This is a genomic window from Streptomyces sp. NPDC003077 (genome assembly GCF_040611095.1).
Taxonomy (GTDB): Bacteria; Actinomycetota; Actinomycetes; order Streptomycetales; family Streptomycetaceae; genus Streptomyces.
This window is the reverse complement of sequence record NZ_JBEXNM010000056.1, coordinates 38,872-58,265: the sequence shown is the minus strand read 5'-3', so window position 1 is coordinate 58,265 and position 19,394 is coordinate 38,872. Positions and strand designations below refer to the sequence as shown.

Below are 19,394 nucleotides of genomic sequence, written 5' to 3'. Positions count from 1 at the left end.
CCGGCCCGGTGGCCGCCCCGCGCGCGGGTGCCGGGCGCGGTGGCGACCGGCGAGGTCGATCTCGGTCTGGTCGCCGGGCCCGCCGCGCCCAGCGATCCGCTGCGGCTGCCCGACGTGGCGCCGCTGCTGACCGTGGGCATCGCGGAGGAGCCGCTGGACGTGGTGCTGCCGGTCGGCCACCCGCTGGCCCGGCGCCGCGGCCTGCGGCTGGCGGACTTGGCCGACGCCCGCTGGCTGGACGCCCCCGACGCCGCCGTTCCCCTCGCCGACCTGCGCACCGTGACCGGTCGCCAGGACGCCTTCCGGCGGGCCCTCCGGTACGACGGCGCGGATGTCGGCACGCTGCTGACGCTGGTCGCGGCGGGGCATGGGCTCGTCCTGCTGCCCCGGTCCGTGACGGGCGGCCTGCCGGGTTCGGTGACGGGCGGCCTGCCGGGAGGGGAGGGGCGGTGGAACGGCGGAGACGACATCCCGGCCACGGCCCCGGTCGTCGCCCCGGCCGTCGCCCCGGCCGTCGCGCCGGGGATCGTGGCGGTGCCGTTGGCGGTGCCCCGGCTGTGTCACCGCGTGGAGCTGTTGCGTCCGGCCTCGCTCGATCCGGCCGCTTACGGGTTGGAGGGGCTGGTGGGCGGTGGATGAGCGGCCACCGGGTCGCGGGGGGACGCAGGGGTCGGCCGGGCCGTGTGAGGCGGGTGAGCGGCCGGAGACCGGGGGTGGCCGGAGCGGACCGTCCCGGCTCCGGCCGGGCTCCGGGCCCGTACGCCCCGATGCGTCGCCCCGTCCTCGTACGCGATGCCTCACCCCCCGTACGCCATCGCGCCCGGCAGCCGCCCTCATGCCGTCCCCAGTCCGCTCCGCACCAGCGTCACGATCTCCTCGTCCGTCAGTCCGAGGGACCGGGCCTCCGTGATCAGGTGGTGCGCGGTGGCGCTGAGGCGGACGTGGGCCGGGGAGGCGGCGGCGGCCACGACGGCGCCGCGGCCCCGGCGGAGTTCGATCAGGCCCTCGTCCTTGAGGCGCTGGTAGCCGCGCAGCACCGTGTGGACGTTGACGCCCAGCGACTCCGCGAGGGCGCGGGCGGCCGGCAGCCGCTCGCCCGGGCGGACCGTGCCCTGCGCGATGGCGCGGCGGGCCGAGGCCGCGATCTGCTCCCCGAGCGGGACGGAGGAGCCGGGATCGACACGGAAGAGCACGTCAGGCCCCCGGGCCCTGTTCCGGGGCGGTACGGGCGCGGTCGGCGAGGGTGTTGAGCAGCGCGGCGGCGATCGCGGCGTCGTCGACCGTCACCACGAACTCCCGGCCGTCGGTCAGCCGCAGCGCCAGCGACTCGCCGGAGCGCAGGATGACGCCGCTCTTCCCTTCGCGGACGCGGTAGCCCCAGCCGCCGAAGTCGGCGCGCGCGCTGACGGGGCGGCTGCCGGCCTCCGCCACGCGGGCGAGCGGTATGCGCCGGCGGGGGCGGGGGACCAGGGACGAGGAGACGGTCAGGCCGTGGCGGTCGACGGTCACCCGGACACTCGTGAAGGCCCCGATCAGGGCGGTACCGGTGAGCAGGCATGCCGCGCCGGTCCAGAGTCCGGCCAGTCCCAGGGCCAGGGCGCCCGCCGCTTCCAGCGCGGCCACGACCACCAGCGCCCGGGAGGTCATCGTCCGCGACCACCCGGCCGCCTCGCCGGGGCCGAGCGGCAGCCGGGGCGCGGTTCCCGAGTCCGGCGCGGGCGGCGCGGACGGGTCCCGGCCGGCCAGGGCCCAGCCCGCGGCGGCCGCGATCAGGCCGGCGCCGAGGCCGGGGCCGATCTGCCACACCGGCATGTGGACGGTGGCCGGGTCGGCGACGTCGGCGTTGGAGAGCAGGACGGCGCCCATGAGGTAACCGAGCAGGCCCGCCAGGCCGTATCCGAAGGTCACCACCGTGCGGGGGCGGCCGGCCCGGGCGCCGGCCACGGTCAGCCCGCCGAAGACCACGCCGAAGATCATGATCATTCCGACGGCCACCCCGACGAAGCCGGACGTCGAGACGAAGTCGTCCGCCGTGCCCGACATCTCGAAGTGGGTGGCCATCCGGTCGGGGAGCCGGTCGCGCACGGCGGCGTAGAGGGCGCCGAGCGAGGCGGCGGCCAGGACGAACGGCAGGACGGTGAGCCCGGCGCGCGCCGGGCCGCCGGGCGGCGGCACGGGGACGCGCGGGGAAATCGACTGGCTTTGCACGGCACTACCTCCGGCGGTACGTCGTCACCCAAAAGCTTGTTCGTACTTGTTCGCATACTAGTAGAACAAGCGGGCTTTTAGCATGGATCTCATATATGAGATAACGTCTGCTCCATGGCAGACGACTATCTCGTACGCATCGGCAGGCTCATCCGTGATGCCCGCCAGCATCGAGGCTGGACTCAGGCGCAGCTCGCGGAGGCACTCGGCACCAGCCAGAGCGCGGTCAACCGCATCGAGCGCGGCAACCAGAACATCAGCCTTGAGATGATCGCGCGTATCGGTGAGGCACTGGACAGTGAAATCGTCTCCCTTGGGTACGCAGGACCCATGCATCTGCGTGTGGTCGGCGGACGTCGGCTCTCCGGCGGCATCGACGTCAAGACCAGTAAGAACGCCTGCGTCGCCCTTTTGTGCGCGACGCTGCTGAACGCCGGACGGACCACCCTGCGCCGGGTCGCCCGGATCGAGGAGGTCAACCGCATCCTGGAGGTCCTCGGCAGCATCGGCGTGCGCACGCGCTGGATCAACGACGGCAACGACCTGGAGATCGTGCCGCCGGCCGAGCTGGACCTCGACGCCATGGACACCCAGGCGGCCCGGCGCACCCGAAGCGTGATCATGTTCCTCGGGCCGCTGCTGCACCGCATGGACCGGTTCAAGATCCCGTACGCGGGCGGCTGCGACCTGGGGACCCGCACGATCACACCCCACATGACGGCGCTGCGCCACTTCGGCCTGGAGATAGCGGCCACGGAGGGGATGTACCACGCCGAGGTGGACCGCTCGGTCACCCCCGGACGCGCGATCGTGCTGACCGAGCGGGGCGACACCGTCACCGAGAACGCCCTGCTGGCCGCAGCCCGCCATGAGGGCGTCACGGTCATCCGCAACGCCTCGTCCAACTACATGGTCCAGGACCTGTGCTTCTTCCTGGAGGCGCTGGGTGTCAGGGTCGAGGGCGTGGGCACCACCACGCTCACCGTGCACGGCGTGGCGCACATCGACCGGGACGTGGACTACGCGCCGTCCGAGGACCCGGTCGAGGCGATGAGCCTGCTGGCGGCGGCGGTGGTCACCGAATCGGAGCTGACCATCCGGAGGGTGCCGATCGAGTTCCTGGAGATCGAACTCGCCGTCCTGGAGGAGATGGGGCTGGATCACGAGCGCAGCGAGGAGTACCGCGCCGACAACGGCCGGACCCGGCTGCTGGACCTGACGGTGCGGCCCTCCAAGCTCCAGGCGCCGCTGGACAAGATCCACCCGATGCCGTTCCCCGGGCTCAACATCGACAACGTGCCCTTCTTCGCCGCGATCGCGGCCAGCGCCCAGGGCCAGACCCTCATCCACGACTGGGTCTACGACAACCGCGCCATCTACCTCACCGACCTGACCCGCCTCGGCGCCCAGGTCAAGCTGCTCGACCCGCACCGGGTCCTGGTCGACGGCCCCACCCGCTGGCGCGCGGCCGAGATGATGTGCCCGCCGGCGCTGCGCCCGGCCGTGGTCGTCCTGCTGGCGATGATGGCCGCCGAGGGGACGTCCGTCCTGCGCAACGTCTACATCATCAACCGGGGGTACGAGGACCTGGCGGAGCGCCTCAACTCGGTGGGGGCGCAGATCGAGATCTTCCGGGATATCTAGTGTCCTTGTCGTCGGCGGGTCGTGCCCTGTTGTGGCAATAGGCGCACGCCGGCAGCTCGGCAGCCCATCAGTCCGGCCTGAGGCCCCCTCACCCTTCCTGGAGGTGAGGGGGTCTCTTTCTGCCACGTCCGGGGTTTGGCGGGATGCGTGCGCTCAGTGGCTGCCGGGTTTTGGCGGGATGCGCACGCTGTGGCGACTGCCACGCTTTGGCAGGATGCGCACGCCTCAGTGACCGCCACGCTTTGGCCGGATGCGCACGCTGCAGCGACTGCCGGGGTTCGGCGGGATGCGCACGCTTCACCGATTGCCGCGCTTTGGCCGGATGCGCACACTGCAGCGACCGCCATGCTTTGGCCGGATGCGCACACTCCAGTGGCTGCCATGCACCGACTGCCACGCTTCGGCAGGAAACGCATGCTGCAGCGGCTGCACGGAAGTCGCGTCGTGACGGGGGATGCCTGTGGGGTTTCTGTGTACGCTCCTGGCTATCCCCACATCATTCACGTCTCAACATTTCTCAGGAGATCCGTGCATACCCCATCGAACGCTTACGCCGTGCCTCCCTCACCCGACACGCGGTGGTGGCGCCGGCCGGCCTTAATCGTCATCATGCTGATCGTCCTTCCGCCGGTCGGTATCGTCCTCGCCTGGCTGGGGCCCTGGGACCGGCAGAAGAAGATCGTCGCCACCGTGCTCGGCGCCTTGTGGACCTTGGTGATCTCCCTCTTCGGTTCGCCGGACAACCCCGGGGACGACGCCAAGGCCGCGCCGCGGCCCTCCGCCTCGCGGACCGCCACCGCCTCGCCGTCGCCGTCGCCGTCGAAGACCGAGGCGCCCGCTATGCCCAGCTTCGTCGGTGGCACCTACGCGGACGCCGAGCAGCTCGTCACCAAGAACCTGGGCCGGGCCTACGCCGCCTACAAGGACGTCGAGCTGCCGGCCGACTACGGCACCTGGCGCGTCTGCTTCCAGCGGCCGGACGCCGGTGAGCCGGTGTCCTCCATGGTCCCGGTGGTGTATCTGAGCGAGCCGGGTGTCGCGTGCCCCCGGTCTCCCAACGAGGTGCTGCACCAGCCCACTCCGGAGCCCACGCACGAGCCCACGGTCGCCGAGGACACCGACGACGACGCGTCGGCCTCCGGCGGTTCGGATGGTTCGGACGGTTCCGGCGACTCCTCGTCCTCGGACGACTCGTCCTCCTCCAGTGGCTCGTCGTCCTCGGGCGGTTCTTCCTCCAGCGGCTCGTCCGCCGGTTCCGGTGGCAGCACCTACTACCGGAACTGCTCGGCGGCCCGTGCCGCCGGTGTCACTCCCCTGCACCGCGGCGACCCCGGCTACGCCCGCCACCTCGACCGCGACGGCGACGGCGTGGCCTGCGAGTAGCGCCCCGGCCACCGGAGGCAGGAACCGCCTTCACGTCGTGTCGATCTCCTGATCACCAGCCCCCGCCCCGGAACGGTCCGGATCCGGCGGGGGCTTGGTCATGCTCTGCTCTTCCGGTCCTCCGGTCCTCCGGTCCTTGCGGTCTTGCGGGTGGCTTACGGCTTTGAAGCACTGCGATCACCTCGTGCACGCATATTGCTCTTGTCCGCCGCTTCCTGACCACCTAAGCTGCGCCGCATGGGAACTCTGTGATCGTCAAGGATGCGGTGGCGTCGAGCCCGGCTCCGCCTCCGCGCCTGTCCGCGCACTTCTGAAGCGCAGGAAACACGCCGCTGTGCCGAGGTGATCGGCCGATTCGGCGTGCCTGTCGAGCGGTTCCCTTTCCGGAAGAACGGTTGCCTGCCGGAAGGCCGTCGCGTGCGCGGACCCGTCCCCCATCCTCGGCCGCGAACAGGAGGACCCCGTATGCGCCATGCCCAACTCACCCTGCACGACATCACCAAGCGCTACCACGAGCGCCTCGTACTCGACCGCGTCGGCTTCACCGTCAAGCCGGGCGAGAAGGTCGGCGTCATCGGAGACAACGGCTCCGGCAAGTCCACGCTGCTCAAGCTCATCGCCGGGCGCGAACGGCCCGACAACGGGGAACTGACCGTAGTTGCCCCGGGCGGCATCGGCTACCTGGCGCAGACGCTGGAACTGCCGCCCGCCGCCACCGTCCAGGACGCCGTGGATCTGGCCCTGGCCGATCTGCGCGAGTTGGAGGACGGAATGCGCCGGGCCGAGGCCGAGTTGGCCGCGCTGCCCGGTACGGCACCCGAGACGGCCGCCGTCCTGGAGCGTTACGCCGTGCTCGTCGACCGCTATCAGGCGCGCGACGGTTACGAGGCCGACGCGCGGGTGGACATCGCGTTGCACGGGCTGGGGCTTCCGGGGCTGGACCGCGGCCGGACGCTGGGCACCCTGTCCGGGGGCGAGCGGTCGCGGCTGGCGCTGGCCGCGACACTGGCCGCCTCGCCCGAACTCCTGCTGCTGGACGAGCCCACCAACGACCTGGACGACCGGGCCGTGGGCTGGCTGGAGGAGCGCCTGCGGGCCCACCGCGGCACCGTCGTCGCGGTGACCCACGACCGGGTGTTCCTGGACCGCCTGACCACCACCATCCTGGAGGTCGACGCCGGCACCGTCTCCCGCTACGGCAACGGCTACGACGGCTACCTCGCCGCCAAGGCCGCCGAACGGCAGCGGCGGCTGCGGGAGTACGAGGAGTGGCGCGCCGAACTGGAGCGCAACCGGAAGCTGGTCACCACCAACGCCTCGCGTCTGGACGGCATCCCGCAGAAGCTGCCGCTCGCGGTGTTCGGCGCCGGGCAGTTCCGTGCGCGCGGGCGCGGGCACGGCGCGATGAGCCGGATCCGCAACGCCAAGGAACGCGTGGCACGGCTGACCGAGCACCCGGTCGCACCGCTGCGCGACCCGCTGTCCTTCGCGGCCCGTATCGCCGTCACCGGCGAGCAGAAGGAGGGCACGGTGGCCGAGTTGACCGGCATCAGGGTCGGCGACCGGCTCGGGGTGGACGCGCTGCGCGTGCGGCGCGCGGAGCGGCTGCTGATCACCGGTCCCAACGGGGCGGGCAAGACCACCCTGCTCCGCGTCCTGGCCGGCGAACTGGTCCCCGAGGGCGGCGCGGTCCGGGTGGCCGGCCGGGTCGGCCATCTGCGGCAGGAGGAGTCGCCGTGGCCGCCCGGATGGACCGTGGCGCGGGCGTTCGTCCACGACCGGTCGGGGGATCCGGACGAGCACCTGCACACCCTGCTCGCCCTCGGCCTGTTCCGCCCCGCCGACCTGCGCCAACGCGTCGGGGACCTGTCCTACGGGCAGCGCCGCCGGATCGAGCTCGCCCGCCTGGTGAGCGACCCGGTCGACCTCCTGCTGCTGGACGAGCCCACCAACCACCTCTCCCCCGCCCTGGTGGAGGAGCTGGAGGAGGCGCTGACCGGCTATCAGGGCGCGGTGGTCGTGGTGACGCACGACCGCCGGATGCGCTCGCGGTTCACCGGCTCGCACGTGGAACTGCGGGAGGGGCGGGTGGTGGCGTTCGAGGGGGCGTGAGGGCGGTGTCCGGGGCCGCGTCAAGGAGCGGCGGCCTCACAAGGCGAGGTCTCAGGGGTGAGGTCACAAGGTGAGGTCGTCCCACCACCACGCCACGGACGGCGCGGCCGGCGGCGGCTGGTCGCGGCTGTCCGACGGCCGGTCCGCCCAGGGGACCGGGGACGGCGGGGGGACCTCGCCCGGACCTGCGGTGGCGCCGTTGAGGCTGAGGTAGCGGGGTGCCCGGAGGGCCCACTCGGTGTTGCCGCGGATGCCGTGGCCCAGGTCCAGCAGGTAGCGGCGCAGTTCTTGGCTGCCATGTGGCAGGATCCGTTCGCGCAGCCGCAGGAACTGGCACAGCACCCGGTCCCGCAGCGCCACCCCGCGCCGCACCGCCTCCTCCGCCGTGAGGCCGTACTGCCGCATCAGGACGGAGAAGAGGTTCTGCTCGGCCTGCCGGCGGCTGGCCTCCTTGGCGTAGGAGTGCCGGTCGTTGTCCAGCGCGTCGACACAGATCGCCATCTCGGTCAGCGCGCAGACGGCGGGACTGTCCATCTCCCGGGCGGGCACCTCACCGCCGTTGGCGATCTCCAGCATCGCGTACGTGGGCTCTCCCCCGGCCGAGTGCAGCCGCATGGTCAGGTAGCCGTCCAGGTCCGGGAAGGCGTCCCGGGCACGGTCGCCGATCTGCCACTGCACGCCCCACAGCCACGCCCGGTGCCGGTTGACGAAGCGCTGCACCTGGACCGGGGTGGCCAGGGCGCGGAACCGTTCGCCGAGGTCGTGCAGCGACACCGCGAACCGGTCGTCACCGTGCAGGGCGCCGGGGATCTCCAGCGCCCGCTGGACGCGTGCGGCCATGGGGGCGAAGCCGGCCGGGCTGCGGCTCAGCTCGCCCTCGTCGCAGCGGCCGTCGTCGAAGGAGAACCCCCAGTAGACCCAGGCGGCCGTGGGCCACAGGCGGTCCAGGTCGGCGGTCGGCGCGAACCGGGCGTAGAAGTCGGCGCTGTTGCTGCCCGCGGCCCAGGCGCGTTCCGCCGGGGTGGCGCACATGCCGATGTGGTCGATCCAGTCCAGCGACCGCCGCTCCACCTCGTCCACCTGGGGGTGGCAGGCGGAGTCGATCGGGCAGAAGAACGGCAGCATGTCGGGGACCGGGGACGGGGGCTCGGGGGTGGGGCCGGGAGCGGCGGCCGACGCGGGCGGGGCCGTCGACGGAGGCGTTGACGGGGTCGCGGTCATGGGTCACTCCTCCTTGGGCGGGGTGCTTCGGGGTGATCCGGAGTGCGAGTGTCGGGTGGCGTGCTGTTGCGGTGTGGCCGCATCGGGACGTGGCGGTTTCGGGGCGTGGCGGTTTCGGGGCGTGGCGGTTTCGGGACGTGGCCGTCCCGGTGTGGCCGCATCGGCGCATGGCCGTCGCGGTGTGGCCGTATCGGTGTTTGGCCGTCGCGGTATGGCCGTATCGACGTATGGCCGTCGCGGTATGGCCGTATCCGTGCGTGGCTGTATCCGCGCATGGCCGTATCGACTCGTGGCTGTATCCGTGCGTGGCCGTATCGACTCGTGGCCGGCTCGATGGCCCCCTCACGGCCCGTCAAGGCCGCGCGGGAGGGCGAACCGCTGGCGTTCGGTCACCGAGCGGACGATCTCCACGTCCCCGAAGCCGTGCTCGGCGAGCCGTGCCAGCACCCCGTCCACCAGGGCATCGGGGACGGACGCACCGCTGGTGACGCCGACCGTCGTGACGCCGCGCAGCCACCCCTCGTCGATCTCCTCCGGCCCGTCGATCAGGTGCGCGGCACCGGCCCCGGCGTGCAGGGCGACCTCCACCAGCCGCAGTGAGTTGGACGAGTTCGACGAGCCGACGACCAGGACGAGTTGCGCGTCGGGGGCGATGCGGGTGACGGCCAGCTGGCGGTTCTGGGTGGCATAGCAGATGTCGTCGCTGGGCGGGCTGATCAGGGCGGGGAAGCGGGCGGCGAGCCGTTCGACGGTCTCCATGGTCTCGTCCACGGACAGCGTGGTCTGCGAGAGCCACACCACCTTGTGCTCGTCCCGGACCCGGACGTCGCGCACCGCCTCCGGGCCGTCCACCAGATGCACCCGCCCCGGAGCCTCGCCCATCGTGCCGATGACCTCCTCGTGACCCGCGTGGCCGATGAGCAGGATGTCGTACCCCTCATCGGCGAACCGGCGGGCCTCCTTGTGCACCTTGGTGACCAGCGGGCAGGTCGCGTCGATCGCGGTAAGCCCGCGTGCGGCGGCCTCGTCGTGCACCTCGGGGGCGACGCCGTGCGCGGAGAAGACCACCACGGCGCCCTCGGGCACCTCGCCGGTCTCCTCGACGAAGACCGCGCCCTTCGCCTCCAGGACGCGGACGACGTAGGCGTTGTGCACGATCTGCTTGCGGACGTAGACCGGGGGGCCGTAGAGCTCCAGGGCCTTCTCCACCGTGAGCACGGCGCGGTCCACGCCGGCGCAGTACCCGCGCGGCGCGGCGAGCAGGACCCGCCGGTGGCCGGTGGTGGCGGGGACGGGGGTGGTCATGAGTGCCTCGCGGTCGCGGCGGTGGCCAGGTCGTCGAGCCGGGCCCGCAGTTCCGCCGGGAAGGGCGAGCGGCGCAGGGCGTGCAGGGCCCGGCGGCGGCGCTCGTCGATCATGCGCTCGACGGTGTGCAGCGCCCCGGTGGAGCGGAAGATGCCGCGGACGACGGCGGCGCCGTCCTCGTCCAGGTCGGCGCGGCCCACCAGTGACCGCAGGGTGCGGCCCTGGACGGGTTCGGCCAGTTCGAGCGCCACCGCCAGCAGGGTGGTGCGTTTGCCCTCCCGGAGGTCGTCCAGGCGCGACTTTCCGGTCACCGCCGGGTCGCCGAAGACGCCCAGGACGTCGTCCCGGAGCTGGAACGCCTCGCCCAGTGGCAGTCCGTACGCGCTGCACGCCCGCAGCACGGACGGGCCGCCACCGGCCAGCGCGGCACCGATCTGAAGGGGACGTTCGACGGTGTACTTGGCTGTTTTGTAGCGGATGACGGTCAGCGAGGTATCCAGCCCGCTGTCCAGATCGGTGCTGGTGAGCAGGTCCAGGTACTGGCCGTACATGACCTCGCTGCGCATCGCGTCCAGAACGGGGCGGGCGGCGGCGAGGCGTTCGGGGGGCAGGCCGCCGTTGTGCAGGAGCTCGTCGGACCAGACCATGGCGAGATCGCCGAGGAGGATGGCGCCGTTGGCCCCGAACCGTTCGGCGTCTGGCAGATGCTGCCGCCCGCCCGCCCGCGCCGCCAGGGCCCGGTGCACGGTGGGCCGGCCGCGGCGGGTGTCGCTGCGGTCCATCACGTCGTCGTGGATGAGGGCGAAGGTGTGGAACAGCTCCAGCGACGCCGCGGCGGAGAGCACCGGCGCCAGGTCGCCGCCGCCGGCGGCCCGCCAGCCGCAGCAGCACAGGACGGGGCGCAGCCGCTTCCCGCCGCCGGTGAGGAAGTCGCGCAGAAAGTGGACGAGGCGGGGCAGTTGCGGGTTGGTACCGGCGTGCGTCTTGGCGTCCAGGAAACGGCCGATGACGGCGTCCACGGCGTCCGGTACGCCGTCCAGGTCGGGCTTCCGGGCGGTGGAGGCGGTCATGAGGCCGCCGCCCGGTTCCGCGCCACGCGGGCGTCTCCCTCTGTGCTCGCGGCCCCGCCCTTGGGGGCGTCCTCCTCCGTGCCCGCGCCCCCCTCCGTGCCCGCGTCGCCCTCCGTCCGCCACTCCTCCCCCAGCCGCAGGGCCTCCGCCACCAGGGTCGGGACGATGCGGGCCTCGGGGACGGTCGCGACGACCTCGCCCCGGACGAAGATCTGGCCCTTCCCGTTGCCGGCCGCCACCCCGAGGTCCGCCTCGCGCGCCTCGCCCGGTCCGTTGACCACGCAGCCCATCACGGCCACCCGCAGCGGGTGCGGGAAGCCCTCGAACGCGGCGGTGACCTGCTCGGTGAGCCGGTGGACGTCCACCTGGGCCCGGCCGCAGGACGGGCAGGAGACGACCTCCAGGTGGCGGGGGCGCAGCCCGAGCGCCTGGAGGATCTGCCGACCGGCCTTCACTTCCTCCACCGGGGGCGCGGACAGCGAGACCCGGATGGTGTCGCCGATCCCCTCGGCGAGCAGCACCCCGAACGCCACCGCGGACTTGACGGTGCCCTGGAGGGGCGGCCCGGCCTCGGTGACGCCCAGATGCAGGGGATAGTCGCAGGCGCGGGCCAGCATCCGGTAGGCGGCGATCACCGTGCGCGGATCGTGGTGCTTGACGGAGATCTTCAGCTTTCGGAAGCCGTGCTCCTCGAAGAGCGAGCACTCCCACAGCGCGGACTCCACCAGCGCCTCGGGCGTGGCGCTGCCGTGTTTGGCGAGCAGCCGCCGGTCCAGCGACCCGGCGTTGACCCCGATCCGGATGGGCGTCCCCGCGCTCTCGGCGGCACGGGCGATGGCGCCCACCTGGTCGTCGAACCGTTTGATGTTGCCGGGGTTGACGCGGACGGCCGCGCAGCCCGCGTCGATGGCGGCAAATACGTACCGTGGCTGGAAGTGGACGTCCGCGACGACGGGGACGCGGGACTTGGCGGCGATGGCGGGCAGCGCGTCCGCGTCGTCCTGGGACGGCACGGCCACCCGGACGATCTGGCAACCGGCCGTGGTGAGTTCGGCGATCTGCCGGAGCGTGGCGTTGACGTCGGCGGTGACGGTGGTGGTCATCGACTGCACCGACACGGGTGCGCCGCCGCCGACGGGGACGGAGCCGACCCGCAGCGGCCGGCTGGAGCGGCGGGCCGGCGCGGGGGCGGAGCGGCCCGACGGGGTGCCGGGGCCGCGGGGCAGACCGAGGTCTACGGGCATGACGCGCTCCTCACGGGGCTCGGGACGGGAGACGGGACGCGGCCGGCACGGAACCGCAGGACGGTGCGGACGATGCCGGACGCGTCCAGCCCGGCGTGCCGGAGCAGGTCCTCGCGGGTGCCGTGCGTGAGGAAGGCGCGCGGCAGGCCCAGGTTGATCACGGGCGTGCGGATCCCGGCGTCCCGGCATGCCTGGCTGACGGCCGCGCCCACGCCGCCGGCCCGCGAGTTGTCCTCCACGGTGACCACCAGCCGGTGGGCGGCGGCCCGTTGGACGAGCGCCGCGGGCACCGGGAACACCCACCGCGGATCGACGACGGTGGCCCCGATGCCGCGCGCGGTCAGGTCGGCGGCGGCGGACACGCACCCGGCGGCCAACGGCCCCACGGACACCAGCAGCACCTCGCGGCCTCCGGGCGGGGTCAGCACGTCGAGCCCGCCCTCGCGCCGCGCGGCCGGGATCCGGGTGCCCGCCGCGGCCTTGGGGAAGCGCAGGGCGGTGGGCCCGTTCTCGTCCTCCACCGCCTCGCGCAGCAGGGCCCGCAGCGAAGGCGCGTCGCGCGGCACGGCGACGCGCAGCCCGGGGACCGTGGAGAGCAGGGACAGGTCCCACAGGCCGTGGTGGCTGGGGCCGTCCGGGCCGGTGATCCCGGCGCGGTCCAGCACGAAGGTGACCGGCAGCCGGTGCAGCGCCACGTCCATCAGCACCTGGTCGTAGGCCCGGTTGAGGAAGGTGGCGTACAGCGCGACGACCGGGTGGCAGCCGCCCATGGCCAGCCCGGCGGCGGAGGCCACCGCGTGCTGCTCGGCGATCCCCACGTCGAAGACCCGGTGCGGGCTCGCGGCGGCCAGTTCGGCGACGCCGGTGGGACCCGGCATCGCCGCGGTGACCGCCACCACGTCCGCGCGCGCGGCGGCCAGCGCGCGCAGCTCCGCGCCGAAGACCTCGGTCCAGGTCTGCGCGGCCGGCTTGCGGGAACGCGCGGTCGCCGGGTCGACCACGCCGACGGTGTGCAGGCGGTCCTCCTCGTCGGCCTCCGCGGGCGGGTAGCCCTTGCCCTTGACGGTGACGACGTGGACGAGGACGGGGCGGCCCACTTCTCGGGCGCGGCGCAGCGCGGCTTCCATCGCCGGGAGGTCGTGGCCGTCCACGGGGCCGAGGTAGTGGAAGCCGAGGGTTTCGAAGAGGGGGCGGGGGGAGGGGGGCGGTGGGGCGTGGTCCTGGGTGGGTGGGGGTGGCGTGCCTTGTGCGCGGGGAGGGGTGGCGGCCTTCGAGGAGGTGGCGGTTTCGGTGTCTTTGGTGTCGGTGGCGTTCTTGATACCGGTGGCGTTCCTGGTGCCGTCGGTGGCGGTTTCGGTGCTGTCGGTGGCAGTTTTGGCGTCGGTGGCGTTCTTAGCGTCGTCGCTGGCCGTTTCGGTGTCGCCGATGGCGGTTTTGGTGTCGATGGCGGCTTCGGTGCCGTTGATGACGGCTTCGGTGTCACCGATGGCGGTTTTGGCGTCCGTGGCGTTCTTGGTCCCACCGTCGGCGGCCCCGTGGGCATGCCGCAGCCCGCGCAGGTGGTCGGCCAGGGCGCCGACGGTGGGGGCATAGGAACGGCCGTTGTCGTTCAGGACGACCACGACCGGGCGGTCCGGGGCGCCGCCGATGTTGTTGAGCGCCTCGAACGCCGCGCCGCCGGTAAGTCCGCCGTCGCCCACGACGGCGACCACCCGGCGGTCCGCCTCGCCGCGCAGCGCCCGCGCCTTGGCGATCCCGTCGGCGTAGGACAGGGCGGTGGAGGCATGCGAGTTCTCGATGTGGTCGTGGTCGGACTCGGTGCGGCTGGGGTAGCCCGAGAGCCCACCGCCCCGGCGCAGGCCCTCGAAGGACTTCGCGCGACCGGTCAGCACCTTGTGCACGTACGCCTGGTGCCCGATGTCGAACAACAGGGTGTCCCGCGGCGAGTCGAAGACCCGGTGCAGGGCGATAGTCAGCTCCACCACTCCGAGGTTCGGGCCGAGGTGCCCGCCCGAAGCGGTGACCGTATCGACGAGGAACGCGCGGATGCGCTCGGCCAGCCGCGCGAGTTCGGGCCCGTCGAAGTCCCGCAGCCGGTCCGGATGGGAGATGTCGGGAAGGGGAGGAGTGAGGTTCATGTACCTGTGACTTTCCTCGGCAAAGGAGATCGCGCCGGTCCCCGGCGGTGGTTCGCCGCGGTGGTTCGCGTGAGGAGCGGTGATTTCAGTGAAGCGACTCGTCCGGACGGTTCGGAAGGGGCGGTGAAGCCCGGTGTGTTGAATGCGTTGAACGCCGCGGAATTCCGCGCGAAAACGGTGGACGGCTTCTGGACACCGCCCTCCGGAGCCTCACGCCCGGCGGGTCCGGCGCTGCCACCACGCCGCTCCGGCCAGCGCGAACAGCACTTCCCTGGCTCCGAGCCGGATGCCCCCGAGGCCACCCCGGCCGGTTTCCTGCACCGCCACTTGAACGGCGAAATCCCGGTTGACCAGGTCGCGGGCAGCTCCGCGGAGCTGCTGTGCCGCGGTGGTACCGCCGGCGACGACCTCCAGCGCCGTACGCATGACCTGTTCCGAGGAGAACGCTTCCCGCAAGAGTTCCAGCACGATGTGCGAAAGCTCCTCGGAGAACACTTCGGTGAGCGACAGTTCCGGGCACAGATTCCGGATCGATCCCTCGATATTGGCGAAGGATTTACCCAGCATGGACACCATCGGACTGGTCCGGATGCCGCGCCGGGTGGAGTACTGCAATACGGCGGTCAGGGTGACACCGAAATTCAGGTCCTCCAGCGAGGCGGTGGCGACCCGGGGGACGAGCCCGGCCATGTCCTCGGCGAAGGCCGACACCCGTGCCCGCGAGGTCACCCCGCCCATGTCGATCCAGGCCCGCGCGGTGCCGGCGCCGTCGTTCATCGCCAGGTTGAGCAGCGTCAGCAGGATGCTGCCGCTCATGGGACGGTCGATCCGGCCGACCATCCCCCAGTCGATGAGCGTCGCCTTCTCGCCGGGCGAGACGAAGACGTTCCCCGGATGCGGATCGGCGTGAAAGGTGCGTTCCAGGAAGTATCCGCGGTACATGAAGGCGAGCAGGTCACGGCCGATCGCCTTGCGCTCCTCGACGTCGAACGCGGTGGGGTCGGCCTCCCGGATCGGTCGCCCCGGCGCCAGGGACTGCACCAGGACGCGCGGCCGGGCGGTCAGCACCTCCGGGACGGCGATGTGCTTGAAGCCGTCGGCGACCTTCCGCGCCCGCTCCATGTTGCGGGCCTCCAGGACGAAGTCCAGCTCGGGCAGCATCGCATCGAAGACGACGCCGAGCATCGCCTCGATGTCCACCACCTCGTTGAAACGGGGCGCCCGGCGCGCGGCGAAGCGGGAGAGCTTGCGCAGCAGCGCCATGTCCTCCTCCATCACCGCGCGCACACCCGGCCGTTGGATCTTGACCGCGACGGGCTGCCCGTCCGACAGCACGCCGCGGTAGACCTGGGACAAGGAAGCGGTGCCCAACGGCCGGTCGGTGTCGATCTCCCGGAAACCCCGCCGCCAGCCGGGCCCCAACTCGTCCGCCAACACGGGCTCCAAGGCCCGGAACGGCAATTCGCTCACCTTGTCCTGCAGCTTCTCGAACTCGTCGATCATGGTCTGCGGGACGATGTCGGGGCGGGTGGCCAGCATCTGCCCGACCTTGATGTAGAACGGCCCGAGGCTCTCCAGCGCCTCCCGCACACTGCGCGCACGGCGCACCGCGCCTTCCCGCCGGTCACCGTCGGCCGCACCGCGCGGGCGCAGGACGACGGACGCCTCCCGGCCGGCCAGCCCTGCCAGCACACGTCCGACCATACGAGCGCGTCCGCTGCCCATGGGCACTTCCCCTCGGCGAAAACACGACGACCAAACGGCAGAACACAACGGGTACGCGGAACGCGGCGAATCGGTGAGGCTGGGGAGCGGAGAACGGAAAAACGGGGAGCGGGGAACGGGAAACGGAGAGCGGGGAACAGGAAACGGGGAATGCGGCGAGGCCGGCCGGCGCAGTGCGTCGAACCCTCGCGGCACGACGAATCGACGGTGCTCAACGAGCCGGTGACGTTCGACGAACCAGCGGAATGCGATAGTGCGTCAGCGCGTCGGAGTGTGCCATGTCACACAAACCATGTGCCATGCGACATGTGACATGTGACATGCGACATGCAGCAGCCGACGGAACGCGCCCATTCCCCTCGCGTCGGACGCCGGTACTCACCTCGCACCGGGTTCCGGGAATCGCGCGGCACCAGGCGCCGAGCTTCACCTCGCACCAAGTGCCGGGATCGGCCCCGTGTCCGGCATTGAAGGCCACCTCGCGTGCACGCCTCGTACCGGGTTGTCTTCGCGTCAGGGTGCGCCGGCGTCGGGACCGGCCGCGGGCCGGCGTCGGGACCGATGACGCGGAGGTCCGACATCGGCGCCCGGGAAGAGGGACGGGAACCCGGCGTCGTCGGGGGCGCGAGCGGGCAAACGGGGGGCCGTGCCGGAGGAACCGCACAGCCGCGGGAACCGGTCTGGCGGACGCGAACATGGGCGCGCCGGACCGGCCCGCTCACTGCCCGCCGGGTGCGCTGAACTGCTGCAGGCGCTCGGCCAGCGCGGCGAGGTCCTTCCGCAACTGGTCGATGCCGGAATCCTTCCCGTTGCCCTGGCCTGATCCCTGGCCCTGCTCCTGCCCCTGGGCCTGGCCCTGCTCCGCCGCCTGACCCTGCTGCTGGTCCTGCCCCTGCTGCTTGCCCTGTTCCGGGTCGTGATCGCCGGCGCCTTCCCCGGCGGCCCGGTCCGCGCCACCTCCCTGCCGGGCGGCGCGCCGGCCTCCGGATCCGCCGGCGCGGCCCTCCTTGTTGTCGAACGGCTTGGTGATGGTGTCGCGGATATCGCTTTCGACATCCCCGGCCTTGGCCAGAACTCCGTCGAGAAAGTCCTCACTGGCCTCGACGACTTTATTGAGAAAATTGCTGATATTGGTGCGGCGGTCATCTGACATGAGTCGCCCTCCTGGCGTCGTGGGAAATCGGCTTGCGCCCTCCGGCCCGGATCGGGCCTCGCCGTGCGCCGGGAACGAACGTTTCCGGACCGGAACGGGTGTCACTTGATGCATGCGCCCGCGAGCGGCCGTGCACTCCGTCGCTCGGGGCCCGACATGTTGAACGTGTTGTACGGGCCGGAACGGACCACGGAAGGCATCCGCCCGGGCAACCTTCGGCAGCCGAATGCCACGTCGGGAGAAAGAAGTTCACCCCGAGCCGCCACACCCCGACTCGACGGGCCGGCCCGAAACTGCCACAGCCCCGTACCTGCCCGGCCCGAAACCGCCACGCCCCTGAAACCGCCACGCCCGTGAAACTGCCACACCGCCGAAACTGCCCGGCCTTTATGTGCCAGGCCCTGGCCGGACCCGCCCTTTCCTGCCACTCACCCCGAGGCGTGCCGTGCGGCCTCGGCCGCGCGGCGGAGCAGCGCGCGCATGGCGGGCCGCCCCGAGTGGACGCGCAGCGTCCGGCGCAACTCGGCCAAAGCGTGGTCGGCCCGGCCGGACCGCAGGTGCGCGTACTCGTCGAGGAAGCCGTGCCAGCCGGCCCCGGCCTCGTCCACCAGGCCGCCACGCAGCAGCAGCCTGGCCAGCTCCGCGTGGGTGTGCGCGCGGGAACGGTGCGCGGAGGCCGGACGGTGGTCCAGGGACAGCCGCAGCGCGGCGATCGCCGTGGGCCGGTCCCCCAGCAGAGCCAGCGTCCGCCCCTTGGCGCGCAGGAAGGAGGCCCAGGAGTAATCACACAGGGGGTCCCGCTCCTCCGGTGCGGCGGCGCAGGCCCGCAGGCAGTACCGCTCGGCGTCGTCCAGCGCTTCGGTGGCGTGCCGGGAACGCCCCTCCGCCGCACGCGCGAGCGCCACCCCCGACAACAGGTACGCCCGGACGCGGTCGGGCCCGCCGACCGGCACGGTCCGCGCCGCCGCCTCGCACAGCCGCAGCGCCGCCCGGCTGTGTCCGAGATCCAGGGCGTGCGCCCCCATGCCGCGCAGCACGACGGCGTACGCCGCACGGTCACCGGCCTCGGCGGCCAGTTGGAGGGCCACGCGGTGGTAGTGCTGCGCCGCGCCGTTCTTGGCGTCGTCCACGTACATGCGGGCCAGCACGCACGTGAGCCGGGCGCTCTCCGTCAACAGCACCGGGGGTATGCCGCCGCTCCCGAGGGCGGCGTGCAAGCGGGGGACGACGTCGTCGTGCAGGTAGGCGATCAGGGCGGTACGGGCATAGCGCCCGCCGAGGTCGCCGGCCCGGTCGAAGAACGCCACGGCCGTGCGGAGCTCCGCGGCCTCCCGTGCCCCGGCTCCGGTCGCACCGGTGGCTGGGGCACCGCGGTCCGGGCGCCACGGGGCGACGTCCAGTCCTTCGGCGGTGTAGACGGCCTGCTGGACCGCGGTCCGCCGCGCGGGATCGGCGTCCATCTCGCACAGGGTCAGCAGCCGGGCCAGCGCGTGCGGTTCCCGCCCGGCGGCCGGATCCGGCGGGCCGGTGCCGGGCGGGTGCGCCGCCCGGTCCGCCATGCCGAGATCGGCGAGTGTCACCGGGCGGCCCAACCGGCGGGTGAGCGCCTCGGCGAGCACGTCCCTGGCCTGCGGCCGGGGCACGGAACCGGCCAGCCAGTGGGCGACCGAGGTGCGGTCGTAGTGCAGGCGCAGGCCGTTCTCCGCGCCGAGGGTGTTGACGGCGCGGGCGAGCGCCTCGTACGTCCAGTCGGCGGCGGCCAGCAGCGCCCTCAGGGACTCGTTGTCTGCGCGACGGTCGTTCATACATGCGACTCCCCGGGTCGAGTGCGGTGGTCGGGCGGCCGGTACGGCGGCGCGGGCCCGGTGCGCGGCGCCTCCGCGGGCACGCAGAAGGCGGTGCCGCGGTGGTCGGTCGCGGCACCGGGACGGTGACCGGCGGGGGTGTTCCGGCGGCGGTGCGGTCGGCCCCGCCCGTTGCTCCGGGGCGCGCACGGGCCGTTCCGCGCCGGGGTTGTCCGCTCCGTGGTGATCGGCCGCCCCGCACTCCATAAAGTGCCCCGTTCGAGCCCACTAACGTCACCTTGCGCCAATGTAGGTGACTTAAAGTGACTTTACTGTGGTCGGAAAGCGACTGTTGTGGTCATCAGCCCGTACGCAGCGGTCCGCGTGCTCCGAAGCGGCAGGTGTGG

14 protein-coding genes are annotated in these 19,394 nt (G+C 72.6%); 4 read left to right on the top strand and 10 right to left on the bottom strand.

The window, feature by feature from the left end; all coding sequences use genetic code 11:
* A partial coding sequence (locus tag ABZX96_RS29000) for a LysR substrate-binding domain-containing protein (protein ID WP_355550079.1) occupies positions 1-639 on the top strand: 639 nt, incomplete at its 5' end.
* 194 nt (positions 640-833) lie between these two features.
* On the opposite strand, the gene ABZX96_RS28995 is transcribed toward ABZX96_RS29000, so the two are convergent.
* Together ABZX96_RS28995 and ABZX96_RS28990 are read right to left on the bottom strand one after the other, a co-directional pair.
* The gene (locus ABZX96_RS28995; protein WP_355550077.1) at positions 834-1,193 is read right to left on the bottom strand and encodes a GntR family transcriptional regulator; all 360 of its coding nucleotides are present in this window, start codon (positions 1,191-1,193) and stop codon (positions 834-836) included.
* A gap of 1 nt (position 1,194) precedes the next feature.
* Positions 1,195-2,208: a DUF1648 domain-containing protein gene (locus ABZX96_RS28990; protein WP_355550075.1), complete on the bottom strand. Its 1,014-nt coding sequence runs from the start codon at positions 2,206-2,208 to the stop codon at positions 1,195-1,197.
* A gap of 114 nt (positions 2,209-2,322) precedes the next feature.
* Here ABZX96_RS28990 and ABZX96_RS28985 point away from each other — a divergent pair, with 114 nt between their 5' ends.
* The 3 genes from ABZX96_RS28985 to ABZX96_RS28975 all read left to right on the top strand — a co-directional run bounded on the left by ABZX96_RS28985 (position 2,323) and on the right by ABZX96_RS28975 (position 7,347).
* On the top strand, positions 2,323-3,852 hold the full coding sequence (locus ABZX96_RS28985; RefSeq protein WP_355550073.1) for a UDP-N-acetylglucosamine 1-carboxyvinyltransferase: 1,530 nt from the start codon (positions 2,323-2,325) through the stop codon (positions 3,850-3,852).
* A 609-nt stretch (positions 3,853-4,461) separates the two neighbouring features.
* Entirely contained in the window at positions 4,462-5,235 is a 774-nt protein-coding gene (locus ABZX96_RS28980) for an excalibur calcium-binding domain-containing protein (protein ID WP_355550071.1), read from the top strand.
* A 465-nt stretch (positions 5,236-5,700) separates the two neighbouring features.
* Positions 5,701-7,347, top strand: a complete 1,647-nt coding sequence (locus ABZX96_RS28975) for a TlrC/CarA/OleB/SrmB family ABC-F type ribosomal protection protein (protein WP_355550069.1) — start codon at positions 5,701-5,703, stop codon at positions 7,345-7,347.
* 63 nt (positions 7,348-7,410) lie between these two features.
* On the opposite strand, the gene ABZX96_RS28970 is transcribed toward ABZX96_RS28975, so the two are convergent.
* The 8 genes from ABZX96_RS28970 to ABZX96_RS28935 form a co-directional block, all read right to left on the bottom strand.
* Positions 7,411-8,568, bottom strand: coding sequence for a glutamate dehydrogenase (locus ABZX96_RS28970; RefSeq protein ID WP_355550067.1), 1,158 nt, complete (start codon positions 8,566-8,568; stop codon positions 7,411-7,413).
* A gap of 342 nt (positions 8,569-8,910) precedes the next feature.
* Positions 8,911-9,873 carry a 4-hydroxy-3-methylbut-2-enyl diphosphate reductase gene (locus ABZX96_RS28965; RefSeq protein WP_355550065.1) on the bottom strand — a complete coding sequence of 321 codons (963 nt, stop codon included), beginning with the start codon at positions 9,871-9,873 and terminating at the stop codon, positions 8,911-8,913.
* The gene (locus ABZX96_RS28960) at positions 9,870-10,943 is read right to left on the bottom strand and encodes a polyprenyl synthetase family protein (protein ID WP_355550063.1); all 1,074 of its coding nucleotides are present in this window, start codon (positions 10,941-10,943) and stop codon (positions 9,870-9,872) included. Before ABZX96_RS28960 ends, ABZX96_RS28965 begins: the two co-directional genes overlap by 4 nt.
* Complete coding sequence (ispG, locus tag ABZX96_RS28955; RefSeq protein WP_355550061.1) at positions 10,940-12,187, bottom strand: flavodoxin-dependent (E)-4-hydroxy-3-methylbut-2-enyl-diphosphate synthase; 1,248 nt, start codon at positions 12,185-12,187, stop codon at positions 10,940-10,942. Before ispG ends, ABZX96_RS28960 begins: the two co-directional genes overlap by 4 nt.
* Entirely contained in the window at positions 12,178-14,325 is a 2,148-nt protein-coding gene (locus ABZX96_RS28950; RefSeq protein WP_355550059.1) for a 1-deoxy-D-xylulose-5-phosphate synthase, read from the bottom strand. Before ABZX96_RS28950 ends, ispG begins: the two co-directional genes overlap by 10 nt.
* 210 nt (positions 14,326-14,535) lie before the next feature.
* Positions 14,536-16,017: an AarF/UbiB family protein gene (locus ABZX96_RS28945; RefSeq protein ID WP_355550057.1), complete on the bottom strand. Its 1,482-nt coding sequence runs from the start codon at positions 16,015-16,017 to the stop codon at positions 14,536-14,538.
* A gap of 751 nt (positions 16,018-16,768) precedes the next feature.
* Positions 16,769-17,203: a hypothetical protein gene (locus tag ABZX96_RS28940; protein WP_355550055.1), complete on the bottom strand. Its 435-nt coding sequence runs from the start codon at positions 17,201-17,203 to the stop codon at positions 16,769-16,771.
* Positions 17,204-17,631: 428 nt separating this feature from the next.
* Positions 17,632-19,008 carry a hypothetical protein gene (locus ABZX96_RS28935; protein WP_355550053.1) on the bottom strand — a complete coding sequence of 459 codons (1,377 nt, stop codon included), beginning with the start codon at positions 19,006-19,008 and terminating at the stop codon, positions 17,632-17,634.
* Positions 19,009-19,394: the final 386 nt, after the last annotated feature.